Genomic DNA, 25262 nt, shown 5'->3' with positions numbered 1-25262 from the left:
TGCTCGCCGTGTACATACGGTACATAAGAACATTGGTAACGCTGTATCATTCTTATTTTAAATGACTATATTATTTAATTGTTATATTTTATATATCTAATAAACTAATACAAACAACATAAAATAAACCATAAGATTAGCCAATATTTGAGCTAATTAAAAAGTATTAGATGGTTGCCGAAGTCATTTTTAAACTTTGTAAATTTGATTTATATCAAATTATTAGCCATAGTTGATTCATATAATATAGGTGTTTTGAGTATCAGCGTATGGATAGGGCGGAGTAGGCCATGAATGGTTCGGAACAAATAAAGGCAGGCAGCTTGATGCTGCGGCGTTGGGTAATGGCATTTTTGATGATGCTGGTATTGTCGGTATCGAGCATACCGGCTTATGCCGAGCGTTTGCCTGAGTTCTTGAGCAAAATTCAGCCGTCTGAAATTTTCCCGACTGCCGACCGCTACGGCGAGCCGGAGGGTAAACCCATGGTTGCGCGCGTATATAAAGGCGATGAGCAGCTTGGTTTGGTGTACATCACCACTGATGTGGTCGGTACGCGCGGTTATTCGAGCAAACCGATTGATACCATGGTGGCTTTGGCAAACGACGGCACGATTGCCGGGGCGAAGCTGGTGGCACACAATGAGCCGATTGTGTTAATCGGTATTCCACAAGAGCGTGTCGATAAATTCATCGACAACTACATCGGTTTGAATTTTTTAACCGATCCGCCCAAGCCCGGCGTTGCGCCGGCAGATATTATCAGCGGTGCGACGGTTACGCTGATGGTGATTAACGACAGTTTGCAGCGTTCGGTCAAAGCCATTGCCCATGAATACAAACTGGGTACGGCGCAGGTTGCGGAGGCGGGTGCTGCCGGTGAAGCGGCAGTAGAAGTGCAGACTCGTCCGCGCCGTGCGGTCGGCATGGAAAAACAGGACATTCAATCTTGGAATGCGCTGTTGGAGCAAAAAGCCATTGCCAAACTGCACATGACGGTGGACGAAGTAAACAAACTGTTTGAGCAAAACGGCAAAGAAGGTTCGGCAGAGCATGCGGAAAAAGGGCCGGGCAGCGATACCTTTGTCGATATGTATGTAACCGTTGTCAGCCAACCTTCCATCGGTAAAAGTCTGTTGGGCGAAGCAGGTTGGGAGAACTTGCAACGCCGTCTGAAACCCGGCCAGCAGGCAGTATTGGTGGCGGGTGAAGGCCGCTACTCTTGGAAAGGTTCGGGCTATGTGCGCGGAGGTATTTTCGACCGTATCGAAATGATTCAAGGTGAGACTACTTTCCGTTTCACCGATGCACAGCACGAGCGCGTTGTGGCTTTGGCAGCTGAAGGTGCGCCGGCATTCAAAGAAGTTTCGTGGTTTACCATTCCTGAAGATATTCAATTTGACGCTGCCGAACCGTGGCGGCTCCAGCTGATGATTCAGCGCGTCTTGGGCGTGAATGAAAAAGCATTTGTCACAACCGATTTGGATTACGAACTGCCGCAAGGCTATTATGTGGACGATCCGAATGCCGAGCCGGTAAGCGTTACCGTTGCCGCCGCGCCGGTGGAAGAAACCAAAAAACTTGCCAATCAGACGGCCGGTATTGTTGACGCTGCTACGGAAAACAGCGAATCCAACCAATTATGGAAACAGGTTTGGCAGGCGAAACAAGGGCAGATTATCGTTGTCGGTATCGCCTTGGCTATCTTGCTGCTGGTGTTTATGTTCCAAGACTGGATTGTGCGCTATGAGAAATGGTACGACCGCTTCCGCATCTGCTTTTTGACCTTTACGCTGTTTTATATCGGCTGGTACACGCAGGCGCAGCTGTCGGTGGTGAATACCCTGACCTTATTTTCGGCCATTCTGACCGATTTCCACTGGGAATTTTTCCTGATGGATCCGCTGGTATTCATTTTGTGGCTGTTTACAGCGGCAACCATGCTGCTGTGGAACCGCGGTACGTTCTGCGGCTGGCTGTGTCCGTTCGGTTCGCTGCAAGAGCTGACCAACCGCATTGCCAAAAAAATGGGTGTGAAACAGATTACCGTGCCGCATTTGCTGCATACCCGTTTGAGTGCCGTGAAGTATGTGATTTTCTTCGGTCTCTTGGCAGTATCGCTGTATGACTTGGGTATGGCGGAGCATTTTGCCGAAATCGAACCGTTTAAAACAGCCATTATTTTGAAATTTATGCGCGAATGGTGGTTTGTATTGTTTGCTGTCGCATTGCTGGTGGCGGGTTTGTTTATCGAACGCTTCTTCTGCCGTTACCTTTGTCCGCTCGGTGCAGCGATTGCGATTCCGGCACGCTTCCGTATCTTCGACTGGCTGCGCCGTTACAAAATGTGCGGCAACCCTTGTCAGATTTGTACCCACGAATGTCCGGTTCAGGCGATTGCACCCGAAGGCGATATCCACCCGAACGAATGTATTCAGTGTCTGCACTGTCAAGTGATGTACCATCACGACAAGCGTTGTCCGCAAGTAGTGGCAACCAACAAGAAAAAACAAAAGCAGGCGGCTGCAAAAGCCGAACATGAAACACAGCAGGAACAAGTTGTCCATTTTGTAAAGCCGGATTCCGAAAAACGGATTGCGGTGGAAAAATAAATCAGCAGTAAAACCCTTAATCATGCGGTAGGCCGTCTGCAAAATGCAGACCCCCCCGTATCTGTAAGCAGCGGGTTCTCCGATTTGCAGACGGCAATACCGAAACTTAACCAAGGAGAGTTGTTATGTCAGACGAAAAATTAGACCAAACCGGTTTGAGCCGCCGTTCGTTCTTAGGTACTGCCGCTGCTTCAGGCGCGGGCATTGCCGGTGCGGGCTTGTTGGGCTTGGCAGGTTGTTCTAAAGCAGAAGGCGATAAAGCCGCTGCTTCCGGTGCGGCACCTGCTGCCAAAGCCGAATCTTCTTCAGGTGCGATGACTTCGCACATCGGCCCGGGCGAACTCGACCAATACTACGGCTTCCTGTCCGGCGGTCAATCAGGCGAAATCCGCTTGGTGGGCGTGCCTTCCATGCGTGAGCTGATGCGTATTCCGGTGTTCAACATGGACAGCGCAACCGGCTGGGGACGTACCAACGAGAGCCTGCGTATTTTGAACGAACACAATACGCCTGCCACCAACAAATTCCTGAAAGACAACAATCTGCGCTGCCTGCCCAACGGCGACTTGCACCACCCGCACTTGTCGTTTACAGACGGCACTTACGACGGCCGCTATGCCTACGCCAACGATAAAGCGAACAACCGCGTTTGCCGTATCGATTTGAACGTGATGAAAACCGACAAAATCGTCGAGTTGCCAAACGTATCAGGTGTACACGGCCTGCGTCCGCAACGCTATCCGAAAACCGGCTACATCTTCGCCAACGGCGAACACATCATTCCGGTTGACGGTTTTGGTACTTGGGACGACCCAAAAACTTGGAACGCCGTTTACACCGCCATCGACGGCGAAACCATGGAAATCGCATGGCAGGTATTGGTTGACGGCAACTTGGACAACGGCGATGCCGACTACCAAGGCAAATACTCGTTCTCAACCTGCTACAACTCCGAGCGCGCGCTGACCGTACAAGGCGCATCTGCCAACGAGCAGGACTGGTGTGTCGTATTCAATCTGGCCGCCATCGAAGAAGCCATTAAAAACGGCCAATACAAAGAAGTTAACGGCGTGAAAATGGTGGACGGCCGCGCCGAAGCCAATTCTCCGTTTACCCGCTATATCCCTGTGCCGAACTCTCCACACGGCTGTAACGCGTCTCCGGACGGCAAATACATCATGCTCAACGGCAAACTGTCTCCGACCGTTACCGTATTGGATGTGAACAAGCTGGACGATTTGTTTGCAGACAAAATCCAACCGCGCGATGTCGTCGTGGCCGAACCGGAATTGGGCTTGGGCCCGTTGCATACCGCATTCGACGGCCGCGGCAACGCTTACACCACGCTGTTTATCGACAGCCAAATGTGTAAATGGAACATCGAAAAAGCGATTGAGGCTTACCAAAACAAAGATGCCAAAGTGGAATACATCTTGCAAAAACTCGATGTCAACTACCAACCGGGCCACAACCACTCGACCATGGGCGAAACCAAAGAAGCAGACGGTCAATGGCTGGTGTCTTTGAACAAGTTTTCCAAAGACCGCTTCTTGAATGCCGGCCCACTGAAACCGGAATGCGACCAATTAATCGACATTTCCGGCGACGAAATGAAGCTGGTACACGACAATCCGACTTTTGCCGAACCGCACGATATGTGTCTGGTGGCCGCTTCCAAAGTGAACCCTGCCAAAACATGGGATCGCCAACGCGACGCATGGTGGTGGAAAGATGCGGAAGAGCAAGCGAAAAAAGACGGTGTGGACTTGACCAAAGCCTCCAACGTGATTCGCGAAGGCAACAAAGTGCGCGTGTACATGACTGCTGTTGCGCCGTCATTCAGCGTACCGAACTTTGAAGTGAACGAAGGCGACGAAGTTACCGTATACGTAACCAACGTTGAGACCATCGAAGACCTGACCCACGGCTGGACTTTGGAAGGCTACGGCTTGGCAATGGAAATCGGCCCGCAACAAACTTCTTCCATTACCTTCAAAGCAACCCTGCCGGGCGTACACTGGTTCTACTGCCAATGGTTCTGCCACGCGCTGCACATGGAAATGTCCGGTCAGATGATTGTTAAACCTAAAGCATAAGGTATTGACAGTTAATTGATTTATTAATACCGGACAGGCCGTCTGAAAAAAGTAATTTTCAGACGGCCTTTATATAGTCGAATAAAATAAGAATGAGACAAGGCAGCGAAGCCGCGGACAGTACACATAGTACGGCAAGGCAAAGCAACGCTGTATCATTCTTATTTTAAATGACTATAACAAAGCAGTTTGAAAAAGTTTAGAGTATATTAAATAGTTATATTTATCTAAACAATTAGAATTACAGACGGCTTTGTTATAAAATACGGACGGTTAAAACCAAACAAATAAGCCGTGAGCACTATGGTTGTGTCTCAGCGGCCGGTAGCCGTCGCCATCAATCAAGCGGCCAAACGATTCGCACCAAGCCGTCAAAACATCGAGAGAGAATATGCCTGCATTTTTCCGTATACACTCATTGCAGCGTGCCGTTCTGATTTCGGCTGCCGCCTTTATTTTGCAGACGGCATCGGCGGCTGTTATCAACGTATCTCCGCAAGATGATGTCAATGCCACCATCGCCCGCGCCCAAGCAGGCGATACGCTCAAATTCGCGCCGGGTGTTTATCAGACCAAAATCCATATCGGCAAACCGCTGGTTCTCGAAGGGCCGGCCGACCGCAGCGCGGAAATCCAAGGCGACCGCAAAGGCCGGACGATTGCCGTACACGCCCCCGATGTCGTTATCCGTAATCTTACCGTAACCCGCTCCGGGCTGAGTCTGCCCGACATGGATGCCGGTATTTATCTCGAAGAAAGTGCCGAACGCGCATTGGTGGAGCACAACAATATTCTCGATAACTCGGTCGGCGTTTATTTGCACGGCTCCAAAGATGCCATGGTGCGCGAAAACAAAATTGTCGGCAATGCCGAATTGCGTACCAACGAGCGCGGCAACGGCGTAACCGTATGGAACGCACCGGGCGCGCAGGTGGTCGGCAACGATATTTCCAAAGGGCGCGACGGGATTTTCTCCAATACCAGTACCCATAATACCTATAAAAACAACCGTTTCACCGATGTGCGCTTTGCCGTGCATTATATGTACACCAACGACAGCGAAGTGAGCGGCAATATTTCCATCGGCAACAATATCGGCTATGCCATGATGTTTTCGGACCGCATCAAAGTATTCGGCAATATCGCCGTCAACAGCCGCGACCAAGGCATCATGCTTAATTACGTCAACCATTCCCAAATTGCCGACAACATCATTTACCGTGCCGACAAATGCGTTTTTGTGTATAACGCCAATTTCAACGACATCAGCGGCAATTATTTTGAAAACTGCGCCATCGGCATTCATTTTACCGCCGCCATCGAAGGTACGAACTTGAGTGAAAATTCGTTTGTCCAAAACGAAAACCAAGTCAAATACGTCAGCACCCGCTTTCTTGATTGGGCGGAAGACGGGCGCGGCAACTATTGGAGCGACAACAGCGCGTTTGACTTGGACGGCGACGGCATCGGCGACAGTGCTTACCGTCCCAACGGCATTATCGACCAAATCATCTGGCGCGCTCCTGTTGCACGGCTGCTGATGAACAGCCCCGCCGTCAGCATTGTTAAATGGGCGCAGGCGCAGTTTCCCGCCATCATGCCCGGCGGCGTTACCGACAGCAAGCCGCTGATGAAACCCCACCAAAACAGCGTAATGCCGCGCTATTTGCAGATTAAAGACGATTTGCAGAAAATTGCGGAAAAAGAAAAATCGCAATGGGCGGGCGAGGCAACCGTGCAGGGCGGCCCAAGTCAATAATAGGGCATAAGGCAGCCTTTTCGCCGCGGGTGAAAGAAGTGTTTTATCCGTTTGGGTATTTTGCAGACGGCCTCAGCCAATTTATGCCGTCTGCAAATAATACATAGCGTGCGGCACACAGCATAAATGCCGCCAAACTCCTTTCAGCCGCAGCGTGCAGCCTGCTGCACGGTAAAAAATATTTCAGACGGCCTTCAGGCATACAAAATGCCGTCTGTAAACCCAAAAACAAGCAAAGGAATCCGATGACCAATCCTGTCGAATTAAGAAACGTGACCAAGCGTTTCGGCGAACAGAAAGCCGTCAACCAAGTTGATTTGGTGCTGAAGGCCGGAGAGAGCGTGGGCTTGGCCGGACACAACGGTGCCGGCAAATCCACTATGATGAAGCTGATACTCGGGCTGATTACACCGTCCGAAGGCGAAGTCATGCTGCTGGGCGGTCGCACCGGCAGCAAAGCGGGTGCGGCATTGCGCGCGCAAATCGGCTATCTGCCCGAAACCGTCGCGCTGCATCCTTCGCTGACCGGTTTGGAAACCATGGCGTTTTATGCCAAACTGAAAAAACAGCCGTTGGACAAAAACCAAGAACTGCTCGAGCGCGTCGGCATTTCACAGGCCGCCAAACGCCGCGTGGGGACTTACTCGAAAGGGATGCGCCAGCGTTTGGCCTTGGCGCAGGCTTTATTGGGCGAACCGAAAGTTTTGCTGTTTGACGAGCCGACTACCGGCCTCGATCCGGCCTCGCGGCAGATGTTTTACGAAGTGGTGCGCGAACTCAACGGCAAGGGCGCGACCGTATTGTTGAGTACCCATGCGCTGGCGGAGCTGGACGGCCACGCCGACCGCATTGTCGTGATGAAAAACGGTGTCAAAGTAGCCGACGGCAGTATGGACGAACTGCATGTACAAAGCGGCCTGCCGCTGAAAGTGACCGTGCGCCTGAAGCAGGCCAAACCCCTGTCGGCGCGCTGGCAAAGTGCAGACGGCCTCACTTACCGGGCGGAATGCAAAGCGGAAGAACGCATGGCGCTCTTGGCCGAACTGGGCGATTTGTCGCAGCTTGATTTTCTCGACATCCACACGCCGACTTTAGACGAAATGTACGCACAATTCTTAAAAAGGGAGGATGTATGAGCCCGATTTGGATTATTACCGGCAAAGAAGTACGCGACAGTCTGCGCAACCGCTGGGTGTTGGCCGCCGCCTTGCTGTTGGCGGCATTGGCCTTATCACTCGGATTTTTGGGCAGTTCGCCGACCGGATCGGTGAAAGTCGATCCGCTGACCGTTACCGTGGTCAGCCTCTCCAGCCTGTCGATTTTCCTGATTCCGCTGATTGCCATGCTGTTGGCCTATGATGCGCTGATTGGCGAAATCGAACGCGGCACGATGGCATTGCTGCTCAGTTATCCCATCTCGCGCAACCAGATTTTGGCAGGAAAGTTTATCGGACACTTGATTATCCTGACTTTGGCGACAACTGCAGGATACGGCCTTGCCGGTATCGCATTGCAATTGGCGCACGGCGGCATCGACGTGGAGGCTTGGCAGCCGTTTTTATCGCTGATAGCGGCCAGCATCATTCTCGGTGCGGCGTTTCTGGCGATGGGCTATCTGATCAGTGCCAAAGTGAAAGAGCGCGGTACGGCGGCGGGGATTGCCATCGGCGTGTGGCTGTTTTTCGTGGTGATTTTCGATATGGCTTTACTCGGCGTGCTGGTTGCCGATACGCAGCAAACCATTACCGCCCCCGTAGTCGAAGCGGTTTTATTGTTTAACCCCACCGATATTTACCGTTTATTAAACTTGACCGGCTATGAAAATACCGCGATGTATGCGGGAATGGCTGGCTTGAGCGAGCAACTCAGCCTGAGCCTGCCCGTACTGCTTGCCGCCCAAGTATTGTGGGTAGCCGTTCCCCTTGCTTTGGCAGCATGGATTTTTGGAAAGCGACAAATATGATGAAAACCGTACTCACCGCCTTATCCGCAGCCGTATTGCTGGCCGCTTGCGGAACAAAAGAAAACACCGCGCCGCCGCCTGCACCGCAAGCCATTACCGATCATTCGGTCGGCCACTACTGCACCATGAACCTTTCCGAGCATAACGGCCCGAAAGCGCAAATCTTCCTGAACGGCAAGCCCGACAAACCGGTTTGGTTTTCCACCATCAAGCAGATGTTCGGCTATACTAAGCTGCCGGAAGAGCCGAAAGGTATCCATATCATCTATGTAACCGATATGGGCAAAGTAACCGATTGGAGCAAGCCCAATGCCGACAATGCATGGATAGATGCGAAAAAAGCCTATTATGTGATTGACACCGACTTTATCGGCGGTATGGGCGCGGAAGATGCGCTGCCGTTTGCCGATAAAGGGCAGGCAGAACAATTTGCACAAATGCAGGGCGGTAAAGTCGTCAGCTTTGATGAAATGCCCGAAGAATATATTTTCAAATAAATATAGTCATTTAAAATAAGAATGATACAGCGTTGCTTTGCCTTGTCGTACTATCTGTACTGTCTGCGGCTTCGCTACCTTGTCTCATTCTTATTTTATTCGACTATATATTTCCAAACCAACTCAAAAAGCCGTCTGCAAATTCAATGTGCAGACGGCTTTTTTCGGTCTCGTCACGCCGCCGGTTTGTTTTACGGTACGATGAGTCGGATTGGTCGGAGAGTCAAAAGGAATGGGACGGCAAGCGGCAGGCAATATCGCGGCAGGGCAGATGGCCTTGCTGTTTCGACAGTTTGAGACCTTTGCAAAATTCATGACAAGGGCTTGTAGGGACGGGTTTTACACCCGCCCGAAAATTTAATAAATACCTTGAAAGTTATAACTTCAAAAAGCCCAAGCAAGCGAAAAAGCTCAAGTAAGCGAGCGGGTGTATAGTCATTTAAAATAAGAATGATACAGCGTTGCTTTGCCTTGCCGTACTATGTGTACTGTCTGCGGCTTCGCTGCCTTGTCTCATTCTTATTTTATTCGACTATAAAATTTACCTCTAGTATCAGTTTGGTTCGTTTCTTGTTTTTTTGCCAAGGTCTCAGCGTTTCTTTTGGCTGCGGGCTGCAACCTTGTACCGTCGGGCAACACAAAATGATGCGGAGTTGCTTGGCTATCCGTATTTTTGATTGTTGGCAGTTTCCCAGCTTTTCCCGACCTTGTTTGTTGGGTGTTGTCCGAGCATATGATTCTTGCTTGAATCCGATATTCAACTAAAAAGGCCGTCTGCAAATTTGGTATTTTGCAGACGGCCTTTTAATGTTGGCTTGCTTGTCAGAATACGTTACGCAATACGATAAAGCAGATAACCGACAATAGGGCGGCAGAGGGCAGGGTAATGACCCATGCCAAACCGATGGGTTTCATCATTGCCCAGTTTGCATTGCGGTTGACCAAGCCGATGCCGAGTACTGCGCCGACCAGAATATGGGTACTGGATACCGGCAGACCCAGCAGGGACGCGCCCATGACCACGGCGGCAGCGGCCAGCTCTGCGGCAAAGCCGGAAGAAGGGTGCATGGCGGCAAGGTTGGTGCCGACGGTTTGAATCACTTCTTTACCGATGAACCACAAGCCGACAATCAGGGCGATACCGAAAGTAAGCATGGCAATCGGGGGAACGGTATTTTGAGTGGCAATGTCGCCGCTACGCAGTACGTCCAAAATGGCGGCAAACGGGCCGATGGCGTTGGCGATGTCGTTGGCGCCGTGGCTGAAGGCAAAGCCGCACGCGGTAAAGACCTGCATCCATGAGAACATCAGGAAAGTGGATTTCGCCAAGTCTTTGCGCTTGAGCGTTTTGGCGTACACGAAAGTAGTCGCCCAAACAATCGCGCCGATCATGAAAATAATCAGATAGCTGCCGATGTCGCCCAAGCCGAGGTGCAGGTTTTTCAGACCTTTGAAGATTAACATGGAGGCAATCACCATGCTGCCGATGGAGGCAATCAGCGGAACCCAAGATTGCAGGGCGCGGTAACCGTCTACATTGCTTTTGGCAACATCGAAAGCGTGCAGTTTTTTGTAGTATTCGGATTCCAGCTCGGCGGGGTCGGAATCGGGATCGCCGTAAATCTGGGCGTCGCGTGCCATGGCCGTAGCGGCTTTGACTTTTTCATGTTCGTCCAAGGCTTCAAAAGCCAAGCGGTGCTGCTCTTTGTAGGCTTTCTTTTCTTGCTTGATGGTTTTCAGGCGCAAATCGGCGGCAGCGTTGTAATCGAGAACGTATTTTTTGATTTGGCTGAATAATACATAGGAAACGAAGCCGCCCAACAGGGGAGAGAGTACCCATGAAATGGCAATTTGGCCGAGTCTGTCCCATTTGATCAGCTCGAAAGTGTCCTGACCGCTGTCGTTGATGATGCCGAAACAGATGGCGCTGCCGACAATACCACCGACAATGGCATGGGTAGTGGAAACAGGCAGGCCTTTTTTGGTGGCAAACAGCAACCACAATGCGGAAGCCAGCAGGGCAGACATCATGATGTAGACAAACTGCATCGGGTCGAGTTCCATCGCGCCGAGGTCGATAATGCCTTTTCTGATGGTGTCTGTAACCTCGCCGCCGGCAATCACGGCGCCGCTGACTTCAAAAATGGCGGCAATAATCAAGGCTTGCGGTACGGTCAGCGTACCGGCACCGACTGATGTGCCGAAAGAATTGGCCACATCGTTGCCGCCGATATTGAATGCCATGAATACGCCGAACAGCGTGGCCAGCAGGAAGAGAGTGGTATGATTGCCGTGGGTGTAGTCCAGCCCCCACAAAATAAAATAGCCGACCATGCCGACAAGCAGGGTGGCGAAGATGATGTTGACTCGTTTGACAAATGCGCCGGTAGGTGCGGTAGTCATTATGATGGTTTCCTTAGGTAAAAGCAGCAAGATATTGCGGCCGCAGCGGTAATTACAGACGGCAACAATACATTGTAGCAGGAAAGGCGGGCGGTTTACGGAACATTTTTTGTGTCGGGTAAACCGATTTTCCTGACTGTATCTGTTATTTTCACAAAACGGTAAAGAGAAGTAAAGCGTTTTATCTCGGCAGACGTTACCTTAATCGGGAAATGTTACAAAATCATGACAGAACGGCAGAGGGTGTGAAATCGTATGATATGTTCAGAAAGCGATACTAGGCCGTCTGCAAATGGTTTTTTAGCAGGAATAAGTCGTTTTTGTATGCTTTGATGAGTGTAATGGAAGTTTTTTGCAGTTTATTGATTGAAAATGCCAATGAAATATCAATGAACGGTTGAACTTTAAGCTAGAATACGTTTCTTTTACTGATTTTAACAGAAAGGCCGTCTGCAAAAGGCGGATTGTTTATGAACCAGACTTCACCACACACTTCTTCTTGGCGCAACCGTATTCATGCTTTGGGGCCGGGCATCCTGATGGCTTCCGCTGCAATCGGCGGTTCGCATCTGATTGCTTCGACACAGGCGGGCGCGCTGTACGGCTGGCAGCTTGCCGTGATTATCCTGCTGACCAATTTGTTCAAATATCCGTTTTTCCGTTTCAGCGCGCACTATACTCTGGATAACGGCAAAAGCCTGATTGAAGGCTATGCGGAGAAAAGCCGGGTATATCTTTGGATATTTTTGATTTTGTGCTTTTTTGCGGCAACCATCAATGCAGGAGCGGTAGCGGTGGTAACGGCCGTGATTGTCAAAGTGGCGCTGCCTGATTTGCCGATGTCGAACAATGCGGTGGCCGTGTGCGTGATGGCGTTGACACTGCTGCTTCTGCTGGCCGGCCACTATAAGGCATTGGACAGGGTATCCAAGCTGATTGTCGTCAGCTTGTCGGTGGCAACCGTTGTCGCGGCGGGTATTGCTATGTCGCGCGGTATGCAGATGCAGCCGGATTTTGTCGAGCCGTCTCCGTGGAACATGGCTTCTTTGGGTTTCATCATCGCGCTGATGGGCTGGATGCCTGCGCCGATTGAGATTTCCGCCATCAACTCGCAATGGGTAACGGCCCGTCAGAAAATCGATCCGGTCAGCTACCGCGACGGTATGTTTGATTTCAATACCGGCTTTATGACCAGCGCGCTGTTGGCGGTGGTATTCCTGATTTTGGGTGCATACGTCCAATACGGAAACGGTGAAGAAGTACAGATGGCGGGTGGCAAATATGTCGGCCAGTTAATCAATATGTATGCGGTAACCATCGGGGAATGGGCGCGTCCGCTGGTTGCATTTATCGCATTTGCCTGTATGTTCGGCACGACCATTACGGTTGTCGACGGCTATGCGCGGGCGTTGACCGAAACTTCGCGTCTGATTCGCGGCAGAAGCGCGGAGCAGGCGGAAAAAGGGCTGACCGCTTGGATTTTGTGGGTAGCCGGTTCCGGTTTGGCCTTGATTTTGTGGTTCAACAGCGCGATGGGCGCATTGCTGAAATTCGCCATGATTACCGCTTTCTTGGCGGCTCCGGTATTCGCATGGTTGAACTACTGGCTGGTTAAAGACGATAAAAAGCACAAGGTAACGCCGGCAATGAAAGTGCTGACTTATGTCGGCTTGGTGTATCTTGCCGGATTCTCGGTGTTGTTCCTGCTGAATCTGTTGGGTTTGATTGCCTGATAGGGCTGTAACGGACAAAAGCCGTCTGACATGGAATGTTCAGGCGGCTTTTTGTATGGCTGTTTCATACGGGGCAATCGGATGCGGCATGATACGGTGTGTCGTGTTTTATAGTCATTTAAAATAAGAATGATACAGCGTTGCTTTGCCTTGCCGTACTATGTGTACTGTCTGCGGCTTCGCTGCCTTGTCTCATTCTTATTTTATTCGACTATATCCGAAAAAGCGTTTAATCAGGCGGTATGGCGGTGAGCAGCCGTGATGTGCCTGCCTGTTTTGCCGGAACGGGCGGATTAAGGCTGATTCAATACAGAAAAGCCGTCTGCAAAACTGAAGTTCAGACGGCTTTTGTTTGCCGTTGTCTGGAAACGGGGCAATCAGGCAAGCAGCGATTGGCCTTCCGCGCTGAATGCTTCGTTCAACACGCGGTTGCCGTGGATTTGCAGACGGCCTGCAACGAAATCTTCAACGGCTTGCGGAAACAATTGGTGTTCTACGGTCAATACGCGGGCAGCAATGTCGTCTGCACTGTCGCCGTCCAAAATCGGGACGATGCCTTGGGAAATAATCGGGCCGCAATCCAACTCGGCGGTCACAAAGTGAATGGTGCAGCCGGCCACGCGGCAGCCCGCCTCCAAAGCGCGCTCGTGGGTATGCAGGCCGGTAAACGAAGGCAAAATGGAAGGGTGGATATTAATCAGACGGCCTTCGTAATGTGTGCAAAACTCGGGCGTTAAAATCCGCATGAAGCCTGCCAATACCACCAAATCAGGTTGGTAAGCATCAATTTTGTCCATCATGGCGCGGTCGAATGCCAAGCGTGAATCAAATGCTTTATGGTTGATACTTTCGGTGGCAATGCCGCGCTCTGCCGCCCAAGCCAAACCGGCTGCCTGTTCGTTGTTGCTTAATACGGCGGCAATTCGGGCATTGGGAATGTTGGCATTGACAATCGCCTGCATATTGCTGCCGCGACCGGAAATCAGGATAACGATGTTTTTCATGGTGCGTGCTTTCTGGGGATACACGGCGGATGCATGGGGCATGGCCGGAAAGGGTTTGTCGTCCGCGCGTATTGTATAGCGGAATGGGGAAGAAACCAAGTATAGAGAATGCCGTTTAGGTAAGTCGGTTGTTTATTAGAGCGGTTGAAAAGGAGATTGAAAAGGAGATTGAAAAGGAGATTGAAAAGGAGGTTGAAAAGGAGGTTGTTGGTCGGTATGGATTGTTGACCAACAGTTTGGGCGGAAGAATATCGTCACTTTATACCAAATGATACAGCCTTGATTGAAGTGCGGACGGGGTTAAGCTGCGGAAGCGGTAAGTCTGCCAAGCCGTATTATAGTCATTTAAAATAAGAATGATACAGCGTTGCTTTGCCTTGCCGTACTATGTGTACTGTCTGCGGCTTCGCTGCCTTGTCTCATTCTTATTTTATTCGACTATATCTATATTGTGTGCGGTTTTGCAGCCTTGTGTAATTTGATGATGGGTTTTCAATGCAAAAGGCCGTCTGCATTTTGAGTATTTCAAAAATACAGACGGCCTTGGGTTGGTTTGCCCGTTTGGTCGGGCTGTTTAACCGGAGATTATTGGACTTTTTTCAGTTCCACTTCTACCGGCGGTACGGCAGGCATTTCTTCTGCAGCACCGACTTTCAGCAGTTTGACATCGAACACCAAAGTAGCATTCGGGCCGATTTTGTCACCGGCGGCACGGTCGCCGTAGGCTAGTTCGGAAGGGATAAAGAACGTGGCTTCACCTCCTTCTTTCAGCAGTTGCACGCCTTCGGTCCAGCCCGGGATAACTTGGTTCAGCGGAATGGTAATCGGATCTTTGCCTTTGCTGCTGTCGAATACCGTACCGTCGATCAGGCGGCCTTCGTATTCAACGGTAACCACTTCTTCTTTGCTCTTAGGCTGTTTGCCGGTACCTTCGGATTTGATGATGTATTGCAAACCGGAAGCGGTGGTTTTCACCCCTTCTTTTTTGGCATTTTCTTTCAGGAAGGCTTCGCCTTGCTCTTTATTGGTTTTGGCATCGGCTTCTTGTTTGGCCTTGGCTTTTTCTTGCTGTTCGGTCAGGAATTTCATCATGACTTCTTGGGCTTGCAATTCGTCCATTTTCGGCTGTTTGCCTTCATAAACGGTTTGCAGGGCTTCATTGAACACTTTCAAGTCGATGTCCGTACCTTGGTCTTTCATTTGTTTCAAGGAGCGGCCGATGTCCACGCCCATGGCATAGCTGGCTTGTTGCAGGGTGTTGCCGATGGAAGCGATGTCGTTGCTTGCAGCAGAGGCGGCAGGAACGGCTTCGCTGCCCGCGTCTTTTTTATCGCAGGCTGCCAAAGAAAGGGCGGCGGCTACGGCGATGGCGCCGATTTTGAAAGTTTTGTTCATAACGGTATTTCTCTGGTTGGAAGGGAAAATGGGATTATAGCCCAGTTTGTGCGAAAAATAATCAGGTTGTCTGAAAAATTAAATCGCGGTATGTAAAGACGGCGTTTGCATTTTGCAGACGGCCTTGGGAGGCGGTTCAGGCTTTATCCTGCATGTTGAAATGTTCGATGGCGAAACCGTTTTGCCGGTATGCTTTGAAACGGGCGCGTGCTTCGTCCAATTCTTCCAAACTGGTGCCGACAATTTCTAAAACACGGGCGGGAACGGTGGGCGCAGTATGCCAAAAATCAGGAGAAAGGTTGAGTACGGTAAAGTCTGCCGGTAACGGGGGCAATTGAGGCGCAGAGGCCAGAAGCAGGGGCGTTTCAGGCGGAATGGGGTGTTGGGGCTGCCAAATTTCGTGCGGCATAAAACTTTCCGGCGGTTGCCACAAATCCCGATCGAGGCGTTCCAGTACGTCGGTTTGCCCCACCCACAGCAATACGCGTGATTCTTTTACGGCGCGTGCGGCAAGCCGGTTGGCGAAAACTTCCGGTTGGGCGACATGGGTATAGAAAGTGGCTTTGGGCATGGTGAAACAGGAATGTGAAATCGGATAATGCTTATTATAGTGAAGGCGGTATGTTTTGGATATGGTGCGGTGAGGATTGGTGTGTTGGGTATTTGAACGGCAGAATGGGTGCGGTAACGGCGTATCGGCAGGGCGGGCTTTGCTTCATAAAAGATACACCCCGTGTCGTTCTGCGGGCAGACGGCGGGTTTCGACAATCAGACGGTCATTATTACGGATAAATTTTTATGGTTCATGATGCTGCTTAAGGAGGCGGTATGGCTGAAGACCTTGTATCACATATTATGATGAATGCCGGTGATGAGCTTGGGTTGCAGAAGCGGTAAAGCGGCTGCGCCTTTCTGCCGCTATGGTTTGCGGTTTGCTTGGTTTTGTGTTGCCCGATTGATATAGTCGAATAAAATAAGAATGAGACAAGGCAGCGAAGCCGCAGACAGTACACATAGTACGGCAAGGCAAAGCAACGCTGTATTATTCTTATTTTAAATGACTATAAAAGGCCGTCTGCAAATCAGGGTGAACGGTGTCTCCTGATTTGCAGACGGCCTTTTTATGCTGAACGGCGGATTAGGCGAACGGGCGCACTTCCAAGCCGAACATACGCATGGCGGTACGCAGCATCTGGCAGCTGAAGCCCCATTCGTTGTCGTACCAAGCGAAGACTTTAACCATGTTGCCGTCCACGACTTTGGTTAAGGTAGCGTCGAAATTGCTGGCTTGGGTGGTGTGGTTGAAGTCCATGGAAACCAGCGGCAGGGTGTTGTAGCCCAATACGCCTTTCAGACGGCCTTCTTCCGAAGCGGCTTTCAGCAGTTCGTTGATTTCTTCCACGCTGGTGTCGCGGCCTGCGGTAAAGCTCAAGTCTACCAGAGAGACGTTTACGGTCGGAACGCGAATCGCCAAACCGTCGAGCTTGCCTTTCAAATCAGGCAATACCAAGCCCACGGCTTTGGCTGCGCCGGTTTTGGTGGGAATCATGTTTTCCACACCGCTGCGGGCACGGCGCAGGTCTTTGTGGCGCACGTCGGTAACGGTTTGGTCGTTGGTCAGCGCGTGGATAGTGGTCATCGCGCCTTTTACGATGCCTACGCTTTCGCTCAATACTTTGGCAACCGGCGCCAGACAGTTGGTGGTGCAGGAAGCGTTGGACACTACGGTCATGTCGGCGGTGAGTACGTCGTCGTTCACGCCGTAAACCACGGTAGCGTCAACATCGCTTTCGCCCGGAGCGGAAATCAATACTTTTTTCGCGCCGCTTTCCAAGTGGACGTTGGCTTTGGATTTGCTGGTAAACGCGCCGGTACATTCCATAACCAAATCTACGCCCAAATCTTTCCACGGCAGCTCGGCCGGGTTGCGGGTGGAGAAATAAGGGATTTTGCGGCCGTTGATAATCAGGTGGGTGGCATCGTGGGAGACATCGGCATCGAAGCGGCCGTGAACGGTGTCGAATTTGGTCAGATGGGCGTTGGTTTCCAAGCTGCCGCTGGCGTTTACCGCGACAATTTCAAGCTGGTCTTGCAGGTTGTAATCGTAAATGGCGCGTAATACTTGGCGTCCGATACGGCCGTAGCCGTTGATGGCAACTTTAATGCCCATGATCGTTCCTTTTTGTTGATGGGTTGTGTATCAAAATTCGGGCAAATTATAGCAGAAATGTAGCGGTGTGTAATTAATGTTTTATTGAAAAGTGGGGCGGAAGAGGTTTTTTGTCGGTTGCCGGCTGTCGGGTTTGATGGGGGAAGTAATGTAATTTTATATAACTATTTGATTGTTTGGTGGAATATTTGTGAAAAGTATTGGGTTTGATGGGGTGGAAATATGGCAAGGCGGAGGGTGGGATATGATTGTTTCCGAATAAGGCGGGAAAACAAGGGCGGATATTGCGCCGAGAAACGGTATATGCCGTCTGCAAAAAGCTGCCCGATGTGGTGTGATGTATCGGGCGTAGGGTGCGGATTTGCAGACGGCCTTTGAGTATTGGCTTGCCACTTCTGCCCAAAATAGGGGGCATTATTTGCTTGCTTGGGTTTTTTCCGCTTCTTTCGCTTCTTTTAAGGCTTCCTGTTCGGCTTTGTAGCGGCGCAGGAAAACCAGTGCGGCGGCTTTTTCGGCTTCGTTGCCGTATTTTATGTCGCGTTGTGCGCGGCGGTACTCGGCGCGTTGTTTGGCTTCTTCGAGTTGGCGCGATTTGAAGGTTTCTCTGTTGGCAGAGGTAACCAGCCGCTCTTGTTGGGTTTGTGCTTTGGACATGGCCTTGGCAATCAGATCCATCGGGTTGAATGCGGGCTTGGCGGGGTGTTCCGTTGCGGAGGCCGTCTGCTGTTTGGCTTTGGTGGCAGCTTCGCGTTCGGCAAGCATGGCTTTGCGCTCGGCAGTGTCGCGCTGTTTGCGCGCGGTTTGCCATTCGTAACGGCGCAGGGCGTGTTCGGCGGCGGCAAAACGCGGATTGTCGCTTGCGGCAAGGTGTCGCGCTTGTGGCAGAAAGTCGGTTTCGACCGGCTGCATATGGATACAATCAACAGGACAGGGGGCAACGCAAAGTCCGCAGCCGGTACATTCGTTGCGGATAACCGTGTGCATTAATTTGTGTGCGCCCATGATGGCATCGACGGGGCAGGCGCGGATACAGGCGGTGCAGCCGATACAGGCAGATTCGTCAATCCATGCCAGTGCTTTGGTTTGGATTTTGGCGGGGGTGCATTCGGGTTTGCCCAGTATGCCGGCAATATCCCGCATAACGGCTTCGCCGCCCGGGGCGCACAGATTGACTGCCGCTTCGCCCGAGATCAAGGCTTCGGCGTAAGGCAGGCAGCCGTTGTAGCCGCATTCTCTGCATTGGGTTTGCGGCAGCAGGCGGTTGAGGGTCTGAACGGTGGCGGTCATGCGGAAACTCGGAAGGCAAAAATCGAAAGCCGCTATTCTAACAGCTTATGCGGCGGCGCTCCGATTATTTTCTCTGATGTAATATGCAGACGGCATTTTGAGACGGTTGTGGCCGTCTGTAATGTGTTGTTGTCTCCGCAAACTTATATAATGGTGTATTGATGTATCTTTGTTTGATGGAATGATTGATGATGGAAAATCAGCAAAATTGTCTGTGTGGATCGGGGCGGAGCTATGCCGCTTGTTGCGAACCGCTGCATACGGGGCGGCAGACGGCGGCGGATGCGGAGGCTCTGATGCGCTCGCGCTATTGTGCTTATGTGTTGCAGCATATTGATTATATTGTGGAAACAACCGTGCCGGTGCAACAGCATTTGTTGGACAAACGTGCTTTGCGGTCATGGAGCGAAAATACGCGGTGGCTGGGGCTGACGGTGTTGAAGCATATACCGCATATCGGGAAGATTCATGCACAAGTGGAATTTGTGGCGCGTTTCCAAGAAGATGGGGAAGCGTGCGAACACCATGAGCTTTCGGCGTTTGTATTGATTGGCGGACGCTGGTATTTTATTGACCCGACTGTGCCGCTGCCAACCATGAAACAGCCGTGCTTCTGCGGGTCGGGTAAAAAATTCAAAGCCTGCTGCGGACAGTTTTTCAAATAATGCTTCGGCTGATGCCCTTAGGAGCGAGGAAAGGGCTGAGGGATACGATACCGTATCATTGGTATCCTCCTAATCGGCTGTCAATATCGAGGTTTGGGAAGAAAAAGCCGTCTGCAAATGGCGGGGCAACGAAATGCGTTATCCTGCCATTTGCAGACGGCTTTTGCCGAAACAGATATTATTGGGCGACGATACTTTCCAAGCGTTGGTTGAGCAATTCGGCATCAAACCAGCCGAACATGACGAAAACCAGCAGCAATACGGTACCGGCAAGCAGGGTGGCGATGAAGTAGGCAACATAGCCGAGCAGGACTTTCCAGCCTGATACGTTTCCCATTTTCATAAAACCGATGATTTGAACCCAAAACGTCCAAATCTGCCAAAACAGCAAAACAGCGGAAAGTTGCGGTACATAAAGTATCGCCAGCATGGGAATTACCAGCGCTTCCGAAAGCAGCGTAAAGCCGAGCAGCGGCAGGCGGGGCGCACCATAGCGGTGCAGTACCGCCTGCATCATGCGCGCTAGCAGCAGCCATTTCAATGCAGTCAGTAACACGGCAAAAACAACTGCCGCCGTACCGCTGCCGAATAATGGCTCCATACTGGCCGCGTTGATTACGCCTAAAAGCAGCAATACCGCCGCCACTACGGGCAGCCCGTAAATATATTCTTCAGGGTTGCGGTAGTGCAGGCGCAGAATGTCCCACATATCTTTTAAAAACTGATAAAGCATAGGTATATCGCGGTAATGGTATGAGCGGTATATTGTAACGTAAAAAAAGGTTTGCCACTATTTCAGATGGCAGAGGAAAAGATTAAAGCGGAGGGTTTGATTGTCCTGAAATTTAAGTTAATTGAAAACAAATGCTTAGGTTTTTGTGTAAAGATTTTCCTGATGAATGCTTGCGAAACGGTGCGAATTTTGGTTTAATGCGTGTCTTGCAACGAAATATGCGAAGGCCAGATAGCTCAGTTGGTAGAGCAACGGATTGAAAATCCGTGTGTCGGCGGTTCGATTCCGCCTCTGGCCACCATTCAGGCTGTATATTTCATGCGCTTTCCTCTTATATCGGCCAGATAGCTCAGTTGGTAGAGCAACGGATTGAAAATCCGTGTGTCGGCGGTTCGATTCCGCCTCTGGCCACCATTCAGCCGCTTTGACAGCGGTTATTTTTTTGTCTGTACGCTTTGCAGAAGATTGCCTGCAAAATTTCTTTCCGGATAGAGCGGTATTGCTCCCGTGTGTTTGAAAAAACGTTTCAAAATACGCTTTTATCCTGCATCTTTTGATTTTTCCCATTGTTTGAAAATAATCGATTTTAAGGGTTTGGCCGGTATTTTGCCCTCAAAAACCAAATAACCACTTTATATATGGGGTTATTTGATAATGTTTTATTTTAAATGAAATCCGGCAGCGGTAGGCCGTCTGCAAATCAGTAAGATATAAATGCAAAAAAGTATTTGACAGGGAAAAAATTATCGCTTAGATTTTACAAAACATAAAAATTACACCAAACTACATTTACAAAGGAATATCTCGCGGTGTACCGCAACAATCCCTGTGTTGATTTTTCCGGTTTGAGGGAGGTTGTTTTGCATTTTACGGCAGCAGCCGTTTGAAATCGTTTTCTGTTAAACGATGGCGCAGCATTCCCCAAATCAGTAATTCTTAAAAATACCAATAATAATTTTCTATACGCCAAGCAAGCTCCGAATCAGTTTGAATGCCGTCTGCAAAAGTTTCCAGACGCAGTTTGAAGTATCTGAACAACCTATAATCAAAGAGGAGCATATTATGACCCGACCATCAGCAGGCTTGCGTTTCCGTGAAGCCGTCCGTGATTCCAATCCGTTGGCAGTAGTCGGTTGCGTCAACGCTTATTTTGCACGTTTGGCGACCAACAGCGGTTTCAAGGCCATCTATCTTTCCGGCGGCGGCGTAGCGGCGTGTTCTTGCGGTATCCCCGATTTGGGTATTACCACCATGGAAGATGTGCTGATTGACGCGCGGCGGATTACCGATAATGTCGATACGCCGTTGCTGGTGGACATTGATGTAGGTTGGGGCGGTGCATTCAATATCGCACGCACCATCCGCAACTTCGAGCGTGCGGGCGTGGCGGCGGTACATATCGAAGATCAGGTGGCGCAAAAACGCTGCGGTCATCGCCCGAACAAAGCCATTGTTTCGCAAGATGAAATGGTTGACCGCATTAAAGCAGCCGTTGATGCCCGTGTTGATGAAAACTTTGTCATCATGGCGCGTACCGATGCGCTGGCAGTAGAGGGTTTGGAATCCGCCATCGAGCGCGCGCAAGCCTGTGTGGAAGCCGGTGCGGACATGATTTTCCCGGAAGCCATGACTGATTTGGCCATGTACAAAAAATTTGCCGATGCGGTAAAAGTGCCCGTTTTGGCCAATATTACCGAATTTGGCGCAACGCCGCTTTATACCCAGCAGGAATTGGCTGAAAACGGCGTGTCATTGGTGCTGTATCCGCTTTCCACTTTCCGTGCGGCCAGCAAAGCGGCATTGAACGTGTACGAAGCCATCATGCGCGACGGTACTCAGGCAAACGTAGTCGATACCATGCAGACCCGTGCCGAATTGTACGAGCATTTGAACTACCATGATTTCGAGCAGAAGCTGGACAAACTGTTCCAAAAATAATATCTGCCGAAACACTTATTTTTCAGACGGCAGTTTCGCCGAAAAGCCGTCTGAAAAACAATAAACCAAACCATAAGCAGAAACAAACAGGAGAAAATCATGACTACCGAAACCCCGACTTTCAAGCCCAAAAAGTCCGTAGCCCTCTCCGGCGTAGCGGCGGGTAACACCGCACTGTGTACCGTAGGCCGCAGCGGTAATGATTTGAGCTACCGAGGTTACGACATTCTCGATCTGGCCCGCTATTGCGAATTTGAAGAAGTAGCGCATCTCTTGATTCACGGCCACCTGCCAAACAAACACGAGCTGGCAGCGTACAAAGCCAAACTCAAATCCATGCGAAATCTGCCGATGCGGGTGATTAAAGTTTTGGAAAACCTGCCGGCGCATACCCACCCGATGGACGTATTGCGTTCGGGCGTTTCCATGCTCGGCTGCGTACACCCCGAACGTGAGAGCCAGCCGGTCAGCGAAGCGCGGGACATCGCCGACAAACTGATTGCCTGCTTGGGCAGCATTCTGCTCTACTGGTACCAATATACCCACAACGGTAAAACCATTTCGCTCGACAGCGACGAAGAAAGCATCGGCGGCCACTTCCTGCACCTGCTGCACGGTCGCCGCCCGACCGAATCGCAAATCAAAGCCATGCACATTTCTTTGATTTTGTATGCGGAGCATGAGTTTAATGCGTCAACCTTCACCGCCCGCGTGATTGCCGGTACGGGTTCGGATATTTACTCTTGTATCACCGGCGCGATTGGTGCACTCAAAGGACCGAAGCACGGCGGCGCAAACGAAGTGGCCTACGATATTCAAAAACGCTACCGCAATGCCGACGAAGCAGAGGCGGACATCCGCGAACGGATTGCACGCAAAGAAATCGTTATTGGTTTCGGCCACCCTGTGTACACCATTGCCGACCCGCGCAATGTCGTGATTAAAGAAGTAGCACGCGAGCTTTCGGAAGAAAAAGGCGATATGCGCCTCTTCGATATTGCCGAGCGTTTGGAAACCCTGATGTGGGACGAGAAAAAAATGTTCCCGAATCTGGACTGGTTCTCGGCCGTGTCTTACCAAAAACTCAGCGTACCGACAGCAATGTTTACGCCGCTGTTTGTCATTTCGCGTACCACCGGTTGGAGCGCGCACGTTATCGAACAACGTCAGGACGGTAAAATTATCCGCCCGAGCGCAAATTACACCGGTCCGGACGAGTTGCCGTTTGTACCGATTGACGAGCGTTAATGTTGTTTGCAGACGGCCTTTGACGGCGGATAAGGCTGATAAACGGATAAACAGCGCGATGCTGTCGGAATGCTGCTTGCCGTGTTCAGCAGAACGAGCAGCGTAAAAAGGCCGTCTGCAAATATCAATCCATCTTAGCAAGGTGGGTTTCAACCCGCCGATTGCCGAAACAAGGGTTGAAGCCTGCCTTGTTATTTTTGGGAAAACCTATGCCGCACCTCGTTATCGAATACAACCGCAGCCTGCCGCTGGATACTGTAGCGCTGATGCGTTCCTGTCATGAAGGATTGCGGCAGAGCGGCTGTTTTGCCGAAGCCGACATTAAAATCCGCACCATGGCGTATGATGACTGTCTGGTCGGCGGACAAACGCGGAATTTTATCCATGCCGCGCTGCTGTTGATGGCGGGGCGGGGGGGCGAAGTGAAGAAACAGCTTGCCGAAACGGTAGCGGAAAATATCCGTTCGGCTGTTCCTCCACATATTGCTTATTGTGAAATTACGGTGGAAACGCGCGATTTGGCGGCAGAAAGCTATACCAAAATATATTGCCGTGCCGAAGCGTATATTTGATACCGCCAATCATGCTTGATGAGGTTGGCGGAAAATTTGCAGACGGCCTCTATGGTCTGAAAAAATCATTACTGCGGCCGTGTCGGTTGATTTTATCCAAAGAGAATGACTGAGCCGATGAAGCAGCAAATCCGCTGCCCGCACCGAGTGTACCGCCTGCTATGGCTGCGAGCGGTATGCGTTTGGCGGTTGCGGTACGGATACGGGAACGGAACCATGAACAGCCGTGATGCCGCATTGATTGCCTCGGTGGTTGCCGTATGGGGCATCAATTTCTTTTTCATGAAAATTGCGCTGGACGAGCTGCCGCCAATGTTGCTGGGTATGTTGCGCTTTCTGTTGGTGCTGTTTCCTGCCGTGTGGTGGGTCAAGCGTCCGCAGACAGCTTGGACATGGCTGGTGTTGTACGGATTAAGCATCAGCTTCGGGCAGTTTGCGCTGATGTTTACCGCGCTGGACTTGGGTTTACCGACAGGTTTGGCGGCCTTGCTGGTTCAGGTGCAGGTGTTTTTTACCGTGCTGGTATCGGCTGTTTTTTTCCGCGAACCTGTTTGCCTGCAACATCTTTGGGGCATGGCTGCCGCAGCAGTCGGTTTGCTGCTCATCGGTGTCGGGCATTACCAAGGCACGTTGCCGCTGTCGGCGCTGTTGGCGGTTTTGGGCGCGGGAGCGTCGTGGGCAGTCGGAAATATTACGGTCAAGCACATCGGCAGAGTTTCTCCGCTGGCGCTGGTGGTGTGGGGCAGTGTATCGGCATTTGCCGCGTTTGCCGCCGCTTCCCTATATTTATACGGCGGCAGCGGCATCGTGAACCATATCGGAAATCTGAGCATTAAAGGCGTGGCAGGCGTTGTGTTTCTGGCCTATTGCTCCAGCCTTATCGGATACACGGCTTGGGGATCGGTGCTTTCCCGTCATCCGGCCGGAAAAGTTACCCCGTTTGCCTTACTTGTGCCCGTATTCGCCCTTGTGGTCGGCTACGTTGTCTTAAACGAGCGTTTGGGCATTTGGCATTGGGCGGGTATGGGGATTGTGATGGCGGGTTTGGCATTACACATATTCGGCATACCTTCCCGCCGCAAACGGCAATAGCCGTACCGTTTCATTTTGCAGACGGCCTTACCTCTGAAAAAGCCGTCTGCAAAACAGCAGTACCCTTGATTTTGTTCAAAAGAAAAACACAACCC

The 25262-nt window shown here is 51.0% G+C and carries 19 protein-coding genes and 2 tRNA genes; 14 read left to right on the top strand and 7 right to left on the bottom strand.

What is annotated here, in order from left to right; all coding sequences use genetic code 11:
- Nucleotides 1-326: 326 nt before the first annotated feature.
- From EL111_RS07930 to EL111_RS07905, 6 genes are all read left to right on the top strand, one after another.
- Nucleotides 327-2612, top strand: coding sequence for a NosR/NirI family protein (locus EL111_RS07930; protein WP_197717787.1), 2286 nt, complete (start codon nt 327-329; stop codon nt 2610-2612).
- Between the two features lie 125 nt (nt 2613-2737).
- Nucleotides 2738-4708 carry a TAT-dependent nitrous-oxide reductase gene (gene nosZ, locus EL111_RS07925; RefSeq protein ID WP_123794554.1) on the top strand — a complete coding sequence of 657 codons (1971 nt, stop codon included), beginning with the start codon at nt 2738-2740 and terminating at the stop codon, nt 4706-4708.
- A gap of 391 nt (nt 4709-5099) precedes the next feature.
- Complete coding sequence (locus tag EL111_RS07920; protein ID WP_123794553.1) at nt 5100-6467, top strand: nitrous oxide reductase family maturation protein NosD; 1368 nt, start codon at nt 5100-5102, stop codon at nt 6465-6467.
- A gap of 245 nt (nt 6468-6712) precedes the next feature.
- Nucleotides 6713-7603 (top strand): ABC transporter ATP-binding protein, encoded by an 891-nt coding sequence (locus EL111_RS07915; RefSeq protein WP_123794552.1) that lies wholly within the window; start codon nt 6713-6715, stop codon nt 7601-7603.
- On the top strand, nt 7600-8430 hold the full coding sequence (locus tag EL111_RS07910) for an ABC transporter permease (RefSeq protein WP_123794551.1): 831 nt from the start codon (nt 7600-7602) through the stop codon (nt 8428-8430). The genes EL111_RS07915 and EL111_RS07910 overlap by 4 nt, the downstream gene beginning before the upstream one ends.
- On the top strand, nt 8430-8927 hold the full coding sequence (locus EL111_RS07905; RefSeq protein ID WP_123794711.1) for a nitrous oxide reductase accessory protein NosL: 498 nt from the start codon (nt 8430-8432) through the stop codon (nt 8925-8927). The genes EL111_RS07910 and EL111_RS07905 overlap by 1 nt, the downstream gene beginning before the upstream one ends.
- An 822-nt stretch (nt 8928-9749) precedes the next feature.
- On the opposite strand, the gene EL111_RS07900 is transcribed toward EL111_RS07905, so the two are convergent.
- Nucleotides 9750-11330 (bottom strand): inorganic phosphate transporter, encoded by a 1581-nt coding sequence (locus EL111_RS07900; protein ID WP_123794550.1) that lies wholly within the window; start codon nt 11328-11330, stop codon nt 9750-9752.
- Between the two features lie 470 nt (nt 11331-11800).
- On the opposite strand from EL111_RS07900, the gene EL111_RS07895 reads away from it, so the two are divergent.
- On the top strand, nt 11801-13063 hold the full coding sequence (locus tag EL111_RS07895) for an Nramp family divalent metal transporter (protein ID WP_123794549.1): 1263 nt from the start codon (nt 11801-11803) through the stop codon (nt 13061-13063).
- Nucleotides 13064-13440: 377 nt separating this feature from the next.
- Here the strand turns inward: EL111_RS07895 and purN are convergent, their stop codons facing one another.
- The 5 genes from purN to EL111_RS07870 all read right to left on the bottom strand — a co-directional run bounded on the left by purN (nt 13441) and on the right by EL111_RS07870 (nt 18919).
- Nucleotides 13441-14067 carry a phosphoribosylglycinamide formyltransferase gene (gene purN / locus EL111_RS07890; protein WP_123794710.1) on the bottom strand — a complete coding sequence of 209 codons (627 nt, stop codon included), beginning with the start codon at nt 14065-14067 and terminating at the stop codon, nt 13441-13443.
- Nucleotides 14068-14652: 585 nt separating this feature from the next.
- Nucleotides 14653-15462 (bottom strand): FKBP-type peptidyl-prolyl cis-trans isomerase N-terminal domain-containing protein, encoded by an 810-nt coding sequence (locus EL111_RS07885; protein WP_123794548.1) that lies wholly within the window; start codon nt 15460-15462, stop codon nt 14653-14655.
- 136 nt (nt 15463-15598) lie between these two features.
- A complete protein-coding gene (locus tag EL111_RS07880; RefSeq protein WP_123794547.1) occupies nt 15599-16033 on the bottom strand; it encodes a DNA polymerase III subunit chi in 435 nt (144 codons plus the stop codon).
- A 567-nt stretch (nt 16034-16600) separates the two neighbouring features.
- A complete protein-coding gene (gap, locus tag EL111_RS07875) occupies nt 16601-17632 on the bottom strand; it encodes a type I glyceraldehyde-3-phosphate dehydrogenase (RefSeq protein ID WP_123794546.1) in 1032 nt (343 codons plus the stop codon).
- A 414-nt stretch (nt 17633-18046) separates the two neighbouring features.
- Nucleotides 18047-18919 carry an RnfABCDGE type electron transport complex subunit B gene (locus EL111_RS07870; protein ID WP_123794545.1) on the bottom strand — a complete coding sequence of 291 codons (873 nt, stop codon included), beginning with the start codon at nt 18917-18919 and terminating at the stop codon, nt 18047-18049.
- Between the two features lie 191 nt (nt 18920-19110).
- On the opposite strand from EL111_RS07870, the gene EL111_RS07865 reads away from it, so the two are divergent.
- Complete coding sequence (locus EL111_RS07865; protein ID WP_123794708.1) at nt 19111-19584, top strand: YchJ family protein; 474 nt, start codon at nt 19111-19113, stop codon at nt 19582-19584.
- 178 nt (nt 19585-19762) lie between these two features.
- On the opposite strand, the gene EL111_RS07860 is transcribed toward EL111_RS07865, so the two are convergent.
- Nucleotides 19763-20293, bottom strand: coding sequence for a hypothetical protein (locus tag EL111_RS07860; RefSeq protein ID WP_331838658.1), 531 nt, complete (start codon nt 20291-20293; stop codon nt 19763-19765).
- A 249-nt stretch (nt 20294-20542) separates the two neighbouring features.
- Here EL111_RS07860 and EL111_RS07855 point away from each other — a divergent pair.
- The 6 genes from EL111_RS07855 (at nt 20543) to EL111_RS07830 (ending at nt 25167) form a co-directional block, all read left to right on the top strand.
- A tRNA-Phe gene (locus tag EL111_RS07855) sits at nt 20543-20618 on the top strand.
- A 37-nt stretch (nt 20619-20655) separates the two neighbouring features.
- A tRNA-Phe gene (locus EL111_RS07850) sits at nt 20656-20731 on the top strand.
- Nucleotides 20732-21379: 648 nt separating this feature from the next.
- Complete coding sequence (gene prpB / locus EL111_RS07845; protein WP_162842945.1) at nt 21380-22255, top strand: methylisocitrate lyase; 876 nt, start codon at nt 21380-21382, stop codon at nt 22253-22255.
- Nucleotides 22256-22354: 99 nt separating this feature from the next.
- Nucleotides 22355-23503, top strand: coding sequence for a bifunctional 2-methylcitrate synthase/citrate synthase (prpC, locus tag EL111_RS07840; protein ID WP_123794543.1), 1149 nt, complete (start codon nt 22355-22357; stop codon nt 23501-23503).
- A gap of 209 nt (nt 23504-23712) precedes the next feature.
- Nucleotides 23713-24075, top strand: coding sequence for a 5-carboxymethyl-2-hydroxymuconate Delta-isomerase (locus EL111_RS07835; RefSeq protein WP_123794542.1), 363 nt, complete (start codon nt 23713-23715; stop codon nt 24073-24075).
- A 216-nt stretch (nt 24076-24291) separates the two neighbouring features.
- Entirely contained in the window at nt 24292-25167 is an 876-nt protein-coding gene (locus EL111_RS07830; RefSeq protein ID WP_162842944.1) for an EamA family transporter, read from the top strand.
- Nucleotides 25168-25262 lie beyond the last annotated feature (95 nt).

The organism is Neisseria animalis (genome assembly GCF_900636515.1).
Lineage (GTDB): Bacteria > Pseudomonadota > Gammaproteobacteria > Burkholderiales > Neisseriaceae > Neisseria > Neisseria animalis.
The sequence above is the reverse complement of the archived record's forward strand: the minus strand, read 5'-3'. Positions and strand labels throughout refer to the sequence as shown.